The following is an 18,823-nucleotide window of genomic DNA, read 5'->3' as shown; positions in this document are numbered from 1 at the left end:
TCTATACTTTTTATCGTTCGAGCAATAGTGTACAATGGCAATAAGTACATTGAAGTGAGGCAGGGATATGAAGACTGAACCGAAATACATTACAATAAAAAATGAAATAAAAGTGTCGATAGAAAAGGAAGATTTTATATCGGGTACTAAGATTCCTTCTGAAGCAGAATTGCGTGTTCATTACGGTGTTAGCCGTCATACGATTCGTCAGGCAATATCTGAATTAGTAAATGATGGGTATTTGTACAAACAGCAGGGAGCTGGGACTTATGTCAGTGATGATTATAAAGTTCAGATCAGTACGGATGAGGGAAAGAGAATAGGTGTTATTACGACCTATCTATCTAATTATATTTTCCCGTCTATTATAAGAGGCATTGAAGAGGAGTTGTCTCGCCACAACTATACCTTGATGCTCTCAAGCACGAGAAATAACGTCGATAATGAACGTCATAATTTGGATAATATGTTGAACCAAGAAGTAGACGGTTTAATTATTGAGCCAACGAAGAGTAACTTGCTTAATCCTAATCTAAATTATTATCTTGACATCATTGAGAAGAAGAAACCAGTAGTAATGTTGAATGCTTCTTATGAAGAGTTAGAATTACCAGTTATTGCCTTAGACGATGTCAAAGCTAGTTTATTAGCAACTGAACATTTAATTGAACTTGGACATAAAAAGATAGGTATGATTACTAAAACGGATGACGTGCAAGGAAAGAACCGTTTGAAAGGCTATTTAAAAGCACTTTACAACTCAGGACTATCATTTGAAAGCGGCCACATTATTCGATATGATACAGAAAGCAAGCCTTATTTAGCGAATAAAATAAGTTCCTTGCTAGATGCGAACAGCTTACCTACCGCTTTTGTCACATACAATGACGAGGTAGCCGTGACATTAATCAAAGAAATTCATCGAGCAGGTAAAAATTGCCCGGATGACTTCTCAGTAGTCAGCCATGACAATAGTTTTTACAGCAATGTCTTTCCAACAATCTCTTTGACTTCAATTAACCATCCAAAAGAGGAATTAGGAAGAGCAGCGGCGAAATGGATGATTGATGCTGTTGAGGGAAAAGACCACAAACATGAGTCAATCATTTATGAACCAGAATTAGTTATCGGTAACTCAACCCAAGCCATAGTCTTATAAGTTTACAACAGGAGCAAATAAAACGCATATGATTCTCAGCGATGAGCTCACATGCGTTTTTTTGATAAGTCTAAGCTGAAAAATATATTATTTAATATACCAGTTCAAATTGACAGGTCCGTACATTTAGCTTAAACTAGAGATAGTTTAAAAAGTAAACAAATGAATACTTGTTAAATAAGATTTTTATAAACCGAAAGGAGTTAGGACAGTTGTTAGAAGCCCTAAAAAAACAAGTCTATGATGCCAATATGGCTTTACCAAAACATAAGTTAGTTGTTTTCACGTGGGGAAATGTAAGCGGAATCGATAGAGAAAAAGGCTTGGTTGTTATTAAGCCTAGTGGCGTTGACTATGACGATTTGCTACCTGAAAAGATGGTGGTTATAGATTTAGAGGGAAATCGAGTTGAAGGAGATTTAAATCCATCGAGCGATACAGCTACCCATCTAGAATTATACAAACACTTTCCAGACATTGGGGGAATAGTTCATACTCATTCACCTTGGGCTGTTAGTTTTGCTCAGGCTGGGTTAGATATACCTGCTGCTGGAACGACCCATGCCGATTACTTTTACGGGGACATCCCAGTCACTCGCCAAATGAAACAGGAAGAAATTGAAACACATTACGAAAAGCAAACGGGATCAGTTATTATAGAGACGTTTAAAGAACGAGGAATCGATCCAAATCATGTTCCCGGAGTGTTGGTTCAAGACCATGGTCCATTTACATGGGGAACGTCTCCTTCCAATGCTGTACACAATTCAGTTGTATTGGAACGTGTTGCTGAAATGACTTATCACGGTATTCAGCTTAATAAAGAGAAGGTACGAATGGATCAAGCTCTATTAGACAAACATTATTTGAGAAAACATGGCGATAAGGCCTATTACGGTCAATAAATATTAAAATGAATCGAAGGACGTGCACATATGTTAAGTAGTCAGGAAAGAGAATTTTGGTTTGTTGTAGGTAGTCAACACTTGTATGGCCAGGAGACATTAGATGAAGTTGAAAGTCATGCAAAAGAAATCGTTGATCAGTTGAATAAAGAGGCGAACTTTACTTATCCTTTAGTATTTAAAGCATTAGTCACCACTGCTGATGAAATCAAAGATGTTATGAAAGAAGTCAATTATCAAGATAAAGTAGCCGGAGTCATTACATGGATGCATACATTTTCTCCAGCTAAAATGTGGATTCCTGGAACGAAGCTTTTACAAAAACCGTTGTTGCATCTATCCACTCAATTCAATAAAGAAGTGCCTTGGAAAACAATTGATATGGACTTTATGAACTTAAACCAAAGTGCTCACGGAGATAGAGAGTATGGCTTCATCAACGCACGTTTGAAATTAAATAATAAAATTGTAGTGGGTCATTATCAAGATGAAGACGTGCACAAAGAGATTAGCAATTGGATGACGTCTGCAGTTGGTTACACAGAGTCTCAAGGGATAAAAGTCGCCCGCTTTGGTGACAATATGAGAAACGTTGCTGTTACTGAGGGAGATAAAGTAGAAGCGGCTATCCAATTCGGTTGGACAGTGGACTACTATGGTATCGGAGATTTAGTCGAAGAGATGAATCAAGTTTCGGATGAAGATATTCAAGCGACCTATGACGATTTCTCTAATCATTATGAAATGGATCAAGGTGATAACGACGCTGACTTCTATGAAGAACATGTAAAAGAACAAATTAAAATCGAAATCGCTTTAAGACGTTTTCTTGAAAAAGGTGGTTACACAGCCTTTACTACAAACTTTGAAGACCTACACGGTATGAAACAATTGCCAGGATTGGCTGTTCAGCGATTAAACGCTGAAGGATACGGCTTCGCTGGCGAGGGAGACTGGAAGACTGCAGCTCTAGACCGCTTGCTCAAAATAATGAGTCAAAATACGGCTACTGGTTTTATGGAAGATTACACATATAACTTGGCTAAAGGAAATGAGTACATCCTACAGTCACACATGTTAGAAGTGGATCCGACCTTTGCCGAAACAAAACCTCGAGTTGTTGTTCAACCTCTTGGAATTGGTGGAAAAGAAGATCCGGCCCGTTTAGTCTTTGATGGAAAAGCAGGTGATGGATTAGCCGTTTCAATGCTTGACTTAGGAACGCATTACCGTTTAATGGTCAACACCTTTGAAGCCATTACTCCTGAAGAAGACGCACCAAATCTTCCAGTAGCTCGTGTAATCTGGAAACCAAAACCAGATTTTAAAACTGGAGTAAAAAAATGGATAGAAGCAGGCGGTGGACACCATACAGTAGCTACTCTTGCACTCGATAAAGACGTTATTTTGGACTGGGCTAAGATGGTTGATTTAGAGACAGTAATTATCGATTAATAAATAAATTTGTATGTAAAGACACGATATAAATCATCAACTAACTAAAGATAAATAGGTTCTGATTGCGAATAGTGGAATGCAGTCAGAGAGGATAAAGCTGTCTTTTGTCAATGATGATAAATTGTCGTGTCTTTTTTACATAGTTCTGGAAATAACTAAAAGCAAAGGATGACGTATATGACTAAGAACAATCCAATCTTATCGCTAGGTATTGAATTCGGTTCTACACGGATAAAAGCCGTTTTAATAGATAATGAATTTAATCTGATTGCCAGTGGATCTTACGACTGGGAAAACCAATTGAAAAATGGCTACTGGACTTATAATTTAGAAGATGTGTGGAAAGGTTTGCAGTCTTCATATAAAGAATTGGCTGAAGAATATAAAAAACAAACTGGTCATTCGTTAACAAAAATTGACTCTATTGGCTTTTCAGGAATGATGCATGGATACCTTCCGTTCGATAAAAATAATAACTTGTTAGTCCCTTTTAGAACATGGAGAAATACGACGACGGAAGAAGCAGCTGTCGAATTGACCGACCTGTTCCAATTCAACATTCCACAACGATGGAGTATCGCTCATTTGTATCAAGCCATGCTAAACAAAGAAACTCATGTTAAAGAGATATCTTTCTTAACCACTTTAGCGGGTTACGTTCATTGGAAATTAACTGGAGAAAAGGTAGTGGGTGTTGGAGAAGCTGCAGGCATATTTCCTATTGACAGTACCACCGTTGATTATCATTCAAAGATGGTTAATGCGTTTGATGAAAAAACGACCACCTATGATAAATCGTGGAATTTAAAAGACATACTTCCACAAGTGTTAACTGCTGGAGAAGCCGCTGGAAAATTATCAGAAGAAGGAGCTACTTTATTAGATCCCACTGGTACATTGCAAGCAGGAAGTTTGTTAGCACCTCCTGAAGGCGATGCTGGAACGGGGATGACTGCTACAAACAGCGTGGGTGAACGCACGGGAAATGTGTCAGCTGGAACATCAGTCTTTTCAATGATTGTTTTAGAAAAAGAATTGAGCAATTACTATACTGAAATTGATATGGTCACGACGCCTACCGGAAAACCAACAGCAATGGTGCACTGTAATAATTTTACTACTGATATCAATGCGTGGGCCAAATTGTTTAAAGAAATGTTTGAATCTCTAGGGCTAGAAGTGTCTTCTGAAAAATTATACACAACATTATTTAACAAAGCGATGGAGGCTGACGAGGATGGCGGCAACTTAATGAGCTGTAACTACTATTCAGGTGAGCCTATTACTGGCCTTGAAGAAGGCAGACCCCTCTTTATTCAAATGCCAAACAGTACCTTATCCTTAGCGAATTTTATGAGAACACATATTGATTCTGCCTTAGCTACTTTGAAGATAGGGATGGATATACTAGTGGAGAATGAGGATGTAACTATCGACCAATTGCTGGGACATGGTGGCTTCTTTAAAACACCGATTGTCGGACAGCAACTGATGGCCGATGCATTAAATATCCCGGTGTCAGTCATGGCAAGTGCAGGAGAAGGTGGTCCATGGGGCATGGCTTTATTAGCTTCTTACGTTGTAAATAAGACAGAAAATGAGACACTAGAAGCCTTTTTAACGAACAGAGTGTTTAGCAGCCAAACAGCGAGTACGCTGGTTCCTGATGAGAAAAGCGGTCTACAGTTCAATGCTTTTCTAAAAAGATACAAAAACATGTTGGAAGTAGAGAAAGTAGCAGTAAAACACATGAAGTAACTGACTAATTGAGGAATGGGACTGGTGAAAGGTTATCTTTCGCTAGTCTCTTTTTTAAAGAATATCAATATAGCAAGACAACCCTGAGTGAAATGTACGGTCGAGTTAGAGTTAGCGAGGACTAATCGAAGGTAAACTAGTTTAAAAAGGATTTGCTTCTAGATTTATATATGTGACTTCAGTTAACATTTGTTCATAATTCAACATTGTTATAAAAGTACTATTTTAATATAATTTCATAAATAGACTACCCTTTCATTATGTATGATTAGTTAGTTTATATATACTAATAAACTAACTAAGTTCGGCTTAAAGTTTGTTAGTTGCCAAGGTTAGTGGCTTTTATATTCTTGAAACGGTGCTTATTTCCGTTACTAAATCTTGTAAAGTTTGTCATAAAAGTCAAGAATGAGTTTTCCTAATTGTGACAGCCTTTTTATAAAATGAACTGTTTTGTATAAAATTAGCTTGCAGGTAAGTGGTTCATATGTTAACTTTAGGTAAGCGCAAACAACACTTTGGCTAAGCTATATAAAACTCTTACATACTTTACAATTTGAGTTAGGCTGAAGTCATCGGAAAGTTTGTAAAAGTAATTGAAAGAGCCTATCAAAGGATCGGACAATTGCACAAATTAAAAGATGGAGGAAAAGAAATGAAGAGTATATCAAAAAAATGGTTACTTACTAGTCTAACATTAAGCGGCGCTTTACTTTTAGCTGCTTGTGGAAATGACGGAGGATCAGATGTAGAAGATGAGGCAGCTGGTGACGGTGGAGAATCAACTGAGGAAGTTTCTATAGGTTCAAAAGGAGCAATGGAAGATTTTAAAGTTGGCGATACATTCGTTGCAACTGAACCATTGAACCTTGAAATTTTATACAGAGATATGCCTGCTTACCCGTTGGATAAAGAATGGATGTTCTTTGACGTATTAGAAGAAGAACACAATGTCACATTTGATATAGTCAGCATTCCACTTTCTGACTGGGAAGAACGTTTGTCAATAACAATGGCGGCTGGTGATATGCCTGACTACTCAACAGATATTTGGGCAGGACACGAAATTCCTTATGTTCCTTCTGGACAATTATTACCCATCTCAGACTACGTAGAATACATGCCTCACTTGTCTTCTCGTATTGAAGAGTGGGAAGGCGTAGAAGAGCAAATGAATAATTTACGTCAACAAGATGGCAAATACTATATGTTACCAGGTTTAAATGAGAACATTGTTTATGAATTTGGACTACAATACAACACAACTGTATTCGAAGAGCATGGAATCGAGGAACCTAATTCTTGGGACGAGTTAAGAGCAGCTCTTGAAACGTTAAAAGAGGAAACAGGTTCAAAAGCTCCAATGACACTTTGGTGGCAAGGTAACGCTCTACTAAACTTCGCTTCTGCATCATTTGGCTCTGGTGCTGGTGGATGGGGCTACATGAACGGTGTCGTTTATGATGAGGAAGCAGACGAATTTGTGTTCACAGCTATGCAAGATGGTTTTAAAGACATGATTACCTACTTCTCTGAATTAACAGCTGATGGCTTACTTGACATTGAAGCAATGACACAAGATGACCAAATGGCTCGTAACAAGTTACTTAACTTAGAATCATTTGTAACGTCAGGAAACGTGGGTACTTTAACTGATTTGAACGATGGTCTTGCAGAACAACACGGAGAAGGCGCTTATGAATTCTCTAGATTACCAGTATTAGAAGGACCAGCAGGTAAGAGAGCTAGAGGCGGAAACACAAACAGTGGTATGATGTTGAATGCTGATCTTGCTGAAAGAGAAGACTTCTTAGCTATTTTACAATTCATCGACTGGTTATACTACAGTGATGAAGGAACAGAATTTGCTCACTGGGGTGTTGAAGGCGTCACATTTGAGAAAACAGATGAGTTCGTTGGTGGATACAAACCAGTTGACGGCATTCAATACGAACAGTTCAACCCAGGTGCTGAAAAAAGCTTGCAAGAACATTATGGTTTCGGAAACGTAGCCTTCGCATATGCTGGACCAGCTCACATTCGTCAATCCATCATGGAAGAAAAAGAATTCAACTATCAAAAACGTATGAACGAAGAAGTGGAAGTTGTGTTACCAGATCCTCCACACCCTATGGATTCACTAACACAAGAGAATGCTAACATGATTGGCACACCTCTTAAAGATACTGTTGACCAATACGTATTCCGATTCATCTCTAACCAATACTCTATGGACCGTTGGGATGAATTCATGTCAGCATTGGAAAACCAAAACGTTGATGGTTATGTAGAAATGATTAACGAAGCATACAGAGAGAACCAAGAAAAACTACAAGGCGCTGAATAAGTTACCTAGCGCTTAAAGTAATCACCTGAACTAAACAATAAAATTCATTAAATTTTATAACCCCCAATAAGATCTACAAATTGAAACCGGACCCTTTGTTTTTAACAGACAGAGGGTTCGGTTTTTTACATAGAAAATAGTTGCTGAAATGTAAGTGCTTTTAGTGTAATATACACTTATACGTACAACTAAGGAGAGATTAAATGCAAACATTTAAAAACCCTGTCCTGGCAGGCTTTTCACCAGACCCATCTGTCTGTGCTGTCGGAGACGATTATTACTTAGTAACATCCACTTTTTCGTATTTTCCAGGAGTCCCTATTTACCACAGTAAAGACTTAGTTAACTGGACTCAAATTGGAAATGTGCTTGATAGAGAGGAACAGTTAAATTTAACTGGCTTGAATCATTCAGAAGGCATATTCGCACCAACTTTACGCTATCACGATGGGACTTTTTACATGATTACAACAAATGTCCCTCATGGTGGTAATTTTGTCGTTACGGCAACTGATCCGGCTGGACCCTGGTCTAACCCTTACTTTATCGATAATGCACCTGGGATTGACCCAAGTTTGTACTTTGATGATGACGGCAAGTGTTACTATGTGGGTACAAGAGAAGATAGACTAGGCGCTAAATATAACGGTGACTGGGAAGTGTGGTTACAAGAATTTGATTTGGAGACCATGCAGTTAACTGGCGTCAGTACGGCTATATGGAAAGGTGCTTTAAAAGACGCTATTTGGCCAGAAGGACCACATATTTATAAGAAAGATGGCTATTACTATGTCATGATTGCTGAAGGCGGCACAAGCTTTAATCACGCTGTAACGATTGCCCGAAGCAAATCAATCGATGGACCATACGTGGGAAATAAAAACAATCCGATTTTGACACACCGCCATTTAGGTAGTCAATTTCCTGTTCATAACGTCGGTCACGCTGATTTGGTAGAGACACCGGATGGCAAATGGTATATGACTTGCTTAGCCGTTCGGCCAATCGATGGCTACAGTAACATGGGAAGAGAAACGTTCTTGGCGGAAGTGATCTGGGAAGATGATTGGCCAGTCGTTAATCCAGGAGCCGGGCGTTTGTTGGAAGAACAAGAACACGCTTTACCTTTGCAACCGGTAAAAGAAAGAGAAACATTCGATCTAACTGAAGACAATCCGTCATTCTTGCATTTACGTAATCCAGATGTTAACCGTTACGATAGCGAGAGTAGAGAGGGTTGGCTAAGAGTATTCCCTAATGAGTACACATTAAAAGACAAGGCATCACCCATTTACAGAGGTCTTCGCCAGTCAGCAGCAAGTTTCACACTATCCACTCGATTAGAAGAACACTTGACTGACAAATCGGAAGCTGGGTTGGCACTCATACAAAGCAACGAGTACGCTGTAAGACTGGTCTTAGTGACTAGTGGAGGAGATAAGCAAGTTCAATTTATTAGCACCTCTAATGGAGAGGATAGGGTTATCGGTTTGAAGTCAGTCGATTCAAGTGAAATGGAATTAACTATTGAAGTGACTGGTTTGAATCTAAAAGCTAGCTTTAAGGCTGATAATGAAGAAGTCGTTGTTGTCGAAGATGCAGACATTCATCATTTAAGTCCTGAAGTAGCTGGCGGATTTGTCGGCTGCACAATGGGCATCTACGCAACCTCTTTAAAAGATGACGGACATGCTGATTTTAATTATTTGAAATTAATAAACCATAGTTAACCAAAAAAACGAACCGTCAGCTGGACACGGTTCGTTTTTTTATACGTTTAAATGAGAACTTTACTGACTACTCTCTTTAACTATTAACTCAAATGCCAAGTAGGTCATGAGTCGTTAGTTAAATCGATTTATATGCTAACTCGGTCATAAAACTTATATGAGTCGTTAATTAAACAGACTTATATAACTACTCAAGCGAAAAATAACAGTGAGTCGGCAATTAAAACTCATCTGTAATCGATAATTCTAAAAACTTCAAAAAGGAGAGAGCTTGAGACTGGTTAACAATGGCACCCTTAATGTCTTCTAAATTAATACTTAGTGTTTCAAAATCTGACGTGCTGATATCGACATCTTTTAAACTCGTTTGACTGATGCGGGCATGATTCAGATTACAGGAGTGGAACCAAACATGCTTCAATGTCATCTCAAGCAAGTCGGTATCAGATAATTGGCATTGATGAAACTGGACTGTTTTGAACGTTGAGTAGCCAAAGCTTGAGAGGGTCATCATAGAATCGTTAAATGAGACATGCTCAAGTGTCGATTCGGATAATAATAGACCATTCAATCGGCATTGCTTGAACTGAACTGATTTCATAGCGGAATGGCTGAATTCCCCATTAATCCATTCACATTTTTCAAATAGCACATTCTTAAAATAGGCATTCTTCAAACTACCATTTAAAAAGACGACATTGGTGAATCGGACAGAATAGCACTCTAACAATCTGATCTCACTCAACGATATGGTGCAGTCTTTAATATGGGCTGATTCTATAATCATATCTTCGCCATCTATATAGTGTTCATGCGTGATTTCTTCGATATGATCGGATAGTTCTGGGAGAACTATTTTTTTGTTCATCGTTTCACTCCCTGTTCTCTTTGTATTCTCACTCATTGTATCATATGGAGGAACGAGTTTTGAAAATGCTATCCAAATAGTGGAGAATATTTGGTATAATAGATAGATAAACTTTTTCCATTAACTTACATGACACATTTTTCGACGTGACCAACTAAAATGGCTTTAAAGGAATGACGACTATTATGAAGAAACAAACATTTCCAGAGATGACAATAACGTCACTGTCTACTAATTACAGTACGTTCTTACAGGGAAAAGAAATCTACTCAAAAAGTAAAGTGAAGCAGATGAAAGTGGATGCGGCAAATCACACCATTCAAGTGACGGTGGAAGACCGCCAGAATGAAACGGTGCACTTGAGATTTTATCCCAATGGAGTCGCTAAGAAATACCACTGCACGTGTCAAGTATTCGAAAGGCAAACGGGTGCATGTAAGCATGTGGTAGCCGGAATGTTCTATTTGAATGACTTTGACGCAAGAGATCTCGATCAACAGTCTAATCGATATGGCAACCATAAAAAGTCACAAGCCATGTTTTCCTATAGTGAAAGCGAAAAAACGGTGAGTGAATTACTATCCTTATCTAAAAAAGCCATTGCTCGTCAAACGGAGTCCTTATATAAAGAGCCTATTTTTGTTGAATACAGCTTAAATGTCAGCGGAACGCGAAATAATCCGGTCTACGATTTGTTTTTCAAAATCGGTAAAGATTACCTCTATATTATTAAGCAAACAGCCCAGACTATTTCGGGCATATTAAATGAGGAAGAAGTGGTATTTGGGAAGAATTTAACTTTTTCTCCTGAGAAGCATGCTTTGCTGCCTGAGGACAGACGGGTCTTTGAAAAACTACAAGACATTAATGACTTAACTCAGTCTTTGTTACCAATTGGCTATGACAATCAATTATCTAACAAAGAAAGTTTTACCATTCCACCTTTATATCTTAGAGAAGTCCTTGCTTTATTATCTAAAACAATGGGGGCTTTCGTTCGTTTTGGCCGCCCACCAAGGCAATTATCTCAGGCAGATCGTGGTCAGCCATTAACGGTTGAATCGTCAATCAGTCAATTGAATTTAAGCTTTAATATTGAAAAGAAAGAGAACTTATTTTATTTTACACTGATGGATGAGTCGATCTCCCTAGAGAAATTAACCTTTCATGATAAAGCTAAAATGCTTGAATACCAATCCATTTTTTATTTGATGGAACCCCCCTCTTATGAGCTGCTCAGACAGATTTTCGATGGCTTAAGAGAGTCCAATTCCAATACGTTAGTCATGAAAGATAGAGAACTGGAAGAATTCATGTCGGTTACCTTGTCTCATTTACAAGAGATGTTAACCATTCATATGGACCAAGAAGTTCAAAATCTGCTTTATCAAGCGGAGTTCGAGCCGAAACTATATGTTGATACTCAAGGGAACGATATTATTATTCGACCAGTATTCAATTATGGAAATCAGACTCTCTATCCATTGGATCATTCTCAAAATGATGTTCAAGATACAATCATCGTTCGAGAGTGGAACAAAGAATCTAAAGTACTGGCGACCTTGTTCGACGAAATCCCTGCACCTGCCAGGGAAGAATCGGTGTGGAGACTCACGCAAGCTCATTCGATAAGTCATTTTTTATACGATTCATTAGGTCGATTGGCAGATGAAATGGCGATTATGTTATCTCAGTCGGCTCGTAATTTATTATATAATCCGTCGCGTCAACCAAGAGTGACGATGGAAATGCGAGAATCTTCTAATTTATTGGATATCAGTTTTGAGACTGAAGGGATGACACCGGATGATTTAAAACAATTAATGAAGGAACTGGAGAAGAACCAACCTTATTATCGACTATCAAATGGTCAAATCGTTAACTTGAAAGATCCGTCTTTCCAGTCATTAAAACGAGCAAAAGAATCACTAGATATTGATGATAAAGAATTCGAAAGTGACATGTCTATTTCTGTTTTCCAAGGGATGTCCGCTTTAGAAGAAGAGTCTATTACTCAAGGGAGCCGTTTTAAAGATCTCGTTCAGCGCCTATTAGAGCCTGCTGATTTAGAATTTGAACTGCCAAAAGGATTAAAGGCTGACATGCGTCCCTATCAGGTCACTGGATACAAGTGGTTAAGAAGCTTAGATCACTACGGTTTCGGTGGTGTGTTGGCGGATGATATGGGCCTAGGAAAAACTATTCAGACTATCGCTTTTGTGTTGGCAATGTATGAAGAGAAAAAAGGCAAGTATTTAATTGTCTGTCCGTCAAGCGTCATTTACAACTGGAAGCACGAATGGGCAAAATTTGCTCCCGATGTTGAAACGATTGTCATCTCAGGTAATAAAAAAGAACGAGAAGCGCAAAAGAAGCGAGCACTCGATCAAAACATTCCTATTTGGATTACGAGCTACCCTCTTATTCAGCGTGATGGCGATTTATATGGTGACGAAAGCTTTACTACCATCGTATTGGACGAGTCTCAAAATGTAAAAAATAGTTCTGCAAAAACGACTCAGGCAGTAAAAGCACTCACAGCTGAAACAAAGATTGCTTTGTCAGGAACCCCAATAGAAAACCATTTAGGCGAGTTGTGGTCGTTGTTTTCTATTATTCAACCGGGCTTATTCAGAGGACGTAAACAGTTCCAGGCCATGGATCAAGAGAAAATAGCGGCCAAAATTAAACCCTTTGTTCTGCGCCGTTTGAAACGTGATGTGTTGCATGATCTTCCAGAGAAAACGGAAACGACTGAGTACATTGAACTGTCAGATGAGCAAAAGAAATTATATGTGGCTCAACATGCTGCAATTAAACAAGAAATCAAGCAAATGGTCGATTCGGATACCTTACAAACCAATCGAATTAAAGTATTGGCTGGCATGACTCGCTTAAGACAGATTTGTTGTGACCCGAAACTGATTATGCCAAACTACGATGGCCTATCGTCAAAATTAGAACGGTTGATGGAATATTTAGAAGAAGCCAGAGAAAACGGCAAACGCGTCGTCTTGTTCTCTCAATTCACCTCTATGCTAAAAATTATTAGAGAACGACTCGATGCTCAAGGTAGGTCTTATCACTATTTAGATGGGCAAACGAAAAACGAAGACCGACTCACATTAACCACTCGCTTTAATACAGGTGAAAAAGACCTCTTCCTTATTTCTTTAAAAGCAGGAGGAACAGGGTTGAACTTGACCGGTGGCGATACGGTTATTTTATATGATTCGTGGTGGAATCCGGCTATTGAGGACCAAGCGGCCGACCGTGTACACCGCTTTGGTCAGAAGAAATCCGTTCAAGTGGTTCGCTTTATTACAACGGGAACAATCGAAGAACGCATTAATGATTTACAAGAGAAGAAACGAGAGCTCATTGATTCAGTTATTACTAAAGGAAATAATCAGACTCTAAATAGTCTATCGGCTGAAGAAGTGCTCACCTTGTTGGATAATGATTTTTAAATGAAATAGCAATGGCTCTTCCTTGAATTGAAAGCAATTCCTCATGTATACTTTAAATAAATGAACAAACTATTTAGAGGAGGAAGTAACATGGATGATACATTGCAAAAGGTGATGGATGCAGCATATGACTGCCTTCAAGCTTGCAACAACTGTTATGACGCTTGTCTTCAAGAAGATGATATCGATATGATGAGAGAGTGCATCCGAACCGATAGAGAATGTGCTGAGATGTGTCTAAACGTATTAAGTTATGCCGGCAGAAGCGGTGTGGTCTTGACGGATTTAATTTCTCTTTGTGAGAAAGCGTGTCAGACCTGTGGTAACGAATGCGCGAGACATGATCATGACCACTGTCAAAGATGTGCAAAAGCATGTTTCGCTTGTGCTGATGCATGCCGTGAATATGTAGCCTAATAAAATACCGCAACTAGTCGTTCATTCCTTACAGTGGTTGAATAAGAATGGCTACTTGCGGTATTTTGTTTTTTTTTTACTATTAATGAAGCGACTGCCAATGGCGTGGTTTGATATAGTTAACGGTGGTTGATAACCTATGCTATACTTAGTTAAAGAATGATGACTGGAGGCAGAATGTGAAAGAAAAGATTATAGTCATCGTCGGACCAACTGCAGTGGGAAAGACGAGCTTAGGTATCCAACTTGCGAAAGCTCTAGATGGTGAAGTCATTAATGGGGACTCCATGCAAGTGTATAAACAATTAGATATAGGAACGGCAAAAGTAACTGAAGAAGAAGCAAAAGGGATCACTCATCATTTGATAGATATCAAACAACCTGATGAACCCTATACAGTAGCTGATTTTAAAGCAGATGCGACAAAAAAAATTAAAGATATCAGTTCTCGAGGTAAAGTGCCGATTGTTGTAGGGGGAACGGGCCTCTATATCGAATCTCTTTTATACAATGTGTCACATGGGGGGAAAGCCGAACCTAATGACCAGTTCCGAGAAGAGATGCAACAGATTGTAGACGAACAAGGAAGGGATTACCTTCACCAATTACTCAGAGAAAAAGACTCATCGGCTGCCGATTCTATTCATAAAAACAATGTGAGACGAGTGATACGGGCCTTGGAAGTCATTCATGAAACAGGAGAGTTGTTCTCAGACTTCCAATCAGAAAGACAGTTGGAGCCCGTATTTGATGCCTTTATTATCGGCTTGACTACTGATAGAGACGTTCTGTACAAGCGTATAAATGAACGAGTAGAAAACATGATCGACAATGGATTAGTTGACGAAGCCAAGCTATTGTATCATACGGTACCAAAGGATTCACAGAGTACAAAAGGGATAGGGTATAAAGAATTCTTTCCCTATTTTGAAACTAAACAAGAGTGGGATGAAACAGTTGCTCTAGTCAAGCAACATTCAAGGAACTATGCTAAAAGACAATTAACGTGGTTTAGAAATAGGTTTGACGTTGATCTTTGGGTTGACTTGGTTGCTGACAGCAAGCAATTAGAAGAGGTCATTGAAATAGGACGCAAACACTTGGAGAGTGATTAAATGGAAACGGAAAAGGAATATGAAAAAGTCATTATTGTCGGACTTGAACGGCAAAATCAAGAAGAAGCCTTTCAATATTCAATGGATGAATTAGAGCAGTTAGTTGAAAATGCCGGTGGGAAAGTTGTGGCGAGACTGTCTCAAAAAAGAGAACACAAGGACTCAAGAACCGTCATAGGAAAAGGAAAAGTCACTGAATTAAAACATTTGGCTGAAGAACTAGACGCACAAACAGTGGTCTTTAACCAGGAATTGTCGCCAAGCAATGTTCGTAATTTGCAAGAAGAGGTAGAAACTAAAGTCATTGACCGGATTCAAGTGATTCTTGATATCTTTGCGTTAAGAGCTCAAAGTAAAGAAGGACGTTTGCAAGTTCAGCTGGCACAATTATCCTATATTTTACCAAGGCTAGCTGGTCAAGGTGTCAATATGTCACGACTAGGTGCGGGTATTGGGACACGAGGTCCTGGTGAAACCAAACTGGAAACGGATCGCCGGCACATTCAACGGCAAATGTCTGATATTAGAAATGAATTGAAGAAAATCGAGTCACATAGAGAAAGAAGCCGTGAACAGCGTAAGCAAAGCAATGTCTTCCAACTCGGATTAATAGGCTACACAAATGCTGGGAAATCAACTCTTTTAAACCAGTTAACTGAAGCGGGGACCTATGAAAAAGATCAGCTCTTTGCCACACTTGATCCGTTAACTCGTCAGTTTGACATGCCTTCAGGAATGCAAGTCACTATTACAGATACGGTTGGCTTCATACAGGATTTGCCAACTCAGCTGATTGAGTCCTTTAAATCGACTTTAGAAGAATCTAAAGATGTCGATATGCTGTTGCATGTAGTGGATGCGTCTGCGGAGAATATAGAAGCTCATGAGCAAACTGTATTATCTCTTTTAAAAGAGCTCGACATGGGAGACATCCCTGTTTTAACTATTTATAATAAAAAAGATTTATTAGAACACCCCTTCAAAGGAAGCCTGTACCCAAGTATCTTAATATCTGCAAGAGACGCAGAAGATGTAGACTCTCTCAGAGAGACGTTAGAAGAAGAGATGCGAAAATTGATGGTGCCATACCAATTGCAAATCCCCGGCCACCGAGGGGATAGGTTGGCAGAGTTAAGAAAATATACCATTCTCGACAGACAATTATATGATGAAAAAAATCAACTTTACTTTGTTGAAGGTTATGCCAAAGCAAATTCCAAATGGGCTAAAGAGTAAATTAATCGCAATGAAATCAATCTTTTGATTGGTTCATTGCGATTTTTGTTGTCCGACGAGTAATGTTAAAAAGTCTTTGCATGTCTTCTAACACAAACGACTACTTTTGTTGGCATAACACACATTCATGCAAGTCATTCGCTCACAATTATTTTTGTTAGCCCTTTCACCTTTGCTTGAATTGTTTTTAACAAACTATTAATAACAGATAGGTCCAACCGATATTAGATAGTGTAAGAATAAAAGAAAGCAGGGGATACAGCTGATGGACTTGATAGTGAAGCCTAAAACAATAAGAAAAGTAAAAAGTGAAGTGAAGAAGAATGATAAAGTAAAGAAGAAGTCTGTCAGACCTTTACTAATTGTTCTATTTACTAGTCTAGTATTGATACCGATTTTCATAGTCTCTGGAGTGTTGTATTTTAGAATGGAACAAGTGGTCACTCGTCGAGTATTAAGAGAACAACAAGTTGCCACAACGTCTATTGTCACCCTGCTTGAAGATACAGGGGTGGAGGCAGTTACTACCTTAGGAGCTTTAGGTGAATTGGAGGGTATTCGTACAATAGATACAGTTGAAGATGCCTTAACCGTAGAAAACTCCCTAGAGTTAGTGCGTTCATCATCTCAGTTTATTAGCGATATCTTTCTTTACATACCTGGATCAACGTCTCTAGGGACATTAGACAGTTCATCTATTGAAGCCTCATCAAGTGAATGGATGCAGGGAGCCATTCAAGCAAGAGGGGATGTTCACATATCTCAACCTTATACAGATGTCGTAACAGGTGTGACCACCATGTCAGCAACTATGGCCATTGAACAGGATAACGGGGAACAAAGTTTTCTTGGTCTTAATTTAGATCTTTCTAGTATTTCAGAAAGCATCGACGCCACTCAAATTGGTGAAACTGGCTATGCTTTTGTAATAACGGATGAAGGGATATGGCAGTTTACGAAAGATGAGACGCTGGCTGGTTTGGACGTTAGTGATCAAGCTCTCTTTTACGAAGCAACTGAAGATTCCGGGAATATATACAATGATTTTAATAACCGAGCCTTCCCTATATATTATGAACGTGTCCCGAGTATGAATTTAATCGTCTATGGTGCAGTCACTTCTGATGAGATGGCTGCTGAGAACAGTATTTTCTTAAACAGTGCATTAAGAGTTGTCATTATCAGTACTCTTGGAGCAATTGGTCTTGCCTTTTTAGTATCTAATTACTTAGTGTCCATTACTCAAACGATTCAGAGTGCCTTACTAAAATTACAACAAGGTCAATTAAGCACGCGGATATTCTCCTTTCAGAAAAAGAAAAAAGCGAAAGCCCATTCGCAAAACATGCTTATTAAAGAAAATGGCAATGAGTTGAATCAAATTGGATGGAGTTTCAATAAAGCTGTCAGTACCTTTGAAGACGTTGTTAAAACAATTCAAGACAAAGCGAGTGCGGTTGATCATTTAGCATTTGACTTAGCTGAGATTACTGAACAAACAAAGATAGCGACAGAAGAAGTGTCGGAAACAATCCAGCACATCGCTCATTCAACTGGCGTTCAGACGCAAGATACAGTGAACACTGTCACGCAAATGGACGAGTTGTCTCAGTTTGTTTCTGCTATTAGTACCCATATGGAAAAAGTAGGTAATGAATCTCAAGAAACAGTATCCGTGTTAAATGAAAACAATGATAACATGAAACAAGTGAACACAACATGGAACCACACGATTCAATCGGTTAATGTTTTGCGTCAGGAAGTTGAAGACGTGGATACACATATTCAAGAAGTCGAAACGATTTTAGGCGCGATTAATGAGATTGCCAACCAGACCAATTTGCTGGCTTTAAACGCAACCATTGAAGCAGCAAGAGCTGGAGAAGCTGGGCGTGGGTTCTCCGTTGTCGCTGAAGAAATTAGAAAACTAGCTGAACAAAGTAATCACTCGTCTAAAATGATTTCAAGAATCATTTATGAAATTCAAAAAGAATCAAAAGAGATGATGGAAAAATTAAACTTGGTTCTAAAAGAAAGTGACAAACAATCTCTTTCACTAAATAAAGTAACCAGTACGAACCAAACCATTACCAGTAAAATTGAACAACTGGCAAAACGAATTAATCAAGCATTAGACTTAGCGAAACAAGTAGAAGAAAGAAAAGAAATAGTAGTGAAGTCCTTGGATAACATAGAGGTTTCCGCTGAAGAAAATGCTGCGGGGACAGAAGAAGTCTCAGCCAACTCTGAGGAAATATTAGCTTCTATGGAAGAGTTTGCGGCCACAATTGAGCAACTTAAACTACTGGCGAATGATTTACGAGAAACAACAAACCAATTTTCTTAATAGAATAAAACAA

At 38.7% G+C, this 18,823-nt stretch carries 12 protein-coding genes; 11 read left to right on the top strand and 1 reads right to left on the bottom strand.

All coding sequences use genetic code 11. The annotated features are described in order from the left end of the window. Positions 1 to 67 precede the first annotated feature (67 nt). From C3945_RS06870 to C3945_RS06845, 6 genes are all read left to right on the top strand, one after another. A complete protein-coding gene (locus C3945_RS06870) occupies positions 68 to 1,159 on the top strand; it encodes a GntR family transcriptional regulator (protein WP_161878962.1) in 1,092 nt (363 codons plus the stop codon). A gap of 212 nt (positions 1,160 to 1,371) precedes the next feature. Beyond that, positions 1,372 to 2,064 (top strand): L-ribulose-5-phosphate 4-epimerase, encoded by a 693-nt coding sequence (locus C3945_RS06865; RefSeq protein ID WP_161878961.1) that lies wholly within the window; start codon positions 1,372 to 1,374, stop codon positions 2,062 to 2,064. A gap of 30 nt (positions 2,065 to 2,094) precedes the next feature. Continuing rightward, a complete protein-coding gene (gene araA, locus C3945_RS06860; protein WP_161878960.1) occupies positions 2,095 to 3,519 on the top strand; it encodes an L-arabinose isomerase in 1,425 nt (474 codons plus the stop codon). Between the two features lie 180 nt (positions 3,520 to 3,699). Further along, on the top strand, positions 3,700 to 5,280 hold the full coding sequence (locus C3945_RS06855; protein WP_237585506.1) for a xylulokinase: 1,581 nt from the start codon (positions 3,700 to 3,702) through the stop codon (positions 5,278 to 5,280). A 655-nt stretch (positions 5,281 to 5,935) separates the two neighbouring features. After that, positions 5,936 to 7,627, top strand: a complete 1,692-nt coding sequence (locus tag C3945_RS06850; RefSeq protein WP_161878958.1) for an extracellular solute-binding protein — start codon at positions 5,936 to 5,938, stop codon at positions 7,625 to 7,627. A 203-nt stretch (positions 7,628 to 7,830) separates the two neighbouring features. Then, positions 7,831 to 9,357, top strand: coding sequence for a glycoside hydrolase family 43 protein (locus C3945_RS06845; RefSeq protein WP_161878957.1), 1,527 nt, complete (start codon positions 7,831 to 7,833; stop codon positions 9,355 to 9,357). A 220-nt stretch (positions 9,358 to 9,577) separates the two neighbouring features. Here C3945_RS06845 and C3945_RS06840 read toward each other — a convergent pair whose 3' ends face one another. Continuing rightward, positions 9,578 to 10,225, bottom strand: coding sequence for a pentapeptide repeat-containing protein (locus tag C3945_RS06840; protein ID WP_161878956.1), 648 nt, complete (start codon positions 10,223 to 10,225; stop codon positions 9,578 to 9,580). Between the two features lie 185 nt (positions 10,226 to 10,410). Between C3945_RS06840 and C3945_RS06835 the strand changes: the two genes are divergently transcribed. The 5 genes from C3945_RS06835 to C3945_RS06815 all read left to right on the top strand — a co-directional run bounded on the left by C3945_RS06835 (position 10,411) and on the right by C3945_RS06815 (position 18,810). Next, complete coding sequence (locus C3945_RS06835) at positions 10,411 to 13,695, top strand: DEAD/DEAH box helicase (protein WP_161878955.1); 3,285 nt, start codon at positions 10,411 to 10,413, stop codon at positions 13,693 to 13,695. Positions 13,696 to 13,785: 90 nt separating this feature from the next. Continuing rightward, positions 13,786 to 14,112 (top strand): four-helix bundle copper-binding protein, encoded by a 327-nt coding sequence (locus C3945_RS06830; RefSeq protein WP_161878954.1) that lies wholly within the window; start codon positions 13,786 to 13,788, stop codon positions 14,110 to 14,112. Between the two features lie 179 nt (positions 14,113 to 14,291). Then, positions 14,292 to 15,227 carry a tRNA (adenosine(37)-N6)-dimethylallyltransferase MiaA gene (gene miaA / locus C3945_RS06825; protein ID WP_161878953.1) on the top strand — a complete coding sequence of 312 codons (936 nt, stop codon included), beginning with the start codon at positions 14,292 to 14,294 and terminating at the stop codon, positions 15,225 to 15,227. Next, positions 15,228 to 16,463 carry a GTPase HflX gene (gene hflX / locus C3945_RS06820; protein WP_161878952.1) on the top strand — a complete coding sequence of 412 codons (1,236 nt, stop codon included), beginning with the start codon at positions 15,228 to 15,230 and terminating at the stop codon, positions 16,461 to 16,463. It begins immediately after the preceding gene. 265 nt (positions 16,464 to 16,728) lie between these two features. After that, on the top strand, positions 16,729 to 18,810 hold the full coding sequence (locus C3945_RS06815; RefSeq protein ID WP_161878951.1) for a methyl-accepting chemotaxis protein: 2,082 nt from the start codon (positions 16,729 to 16,731) through the stop codon (positions 18,808 to 18,810). Positions 18,811 to 18,823: the final 13 nt, after the last annotated feature.

It is taken from the genome of Alkalibacterium sp. MB6, assembly GCF_009935905.1.
In the GTDB taxonomy this organism is placed as follows: Bacteria; Bacillota; Bacilli; order Lactobacillales; family Carnobacteriaceae_A; genus Alkalibacterium.
Note: the sequence above shows the minus strand (reverse complement) of the source record. Positions and strands in the feature narration are given on the sequence as shown.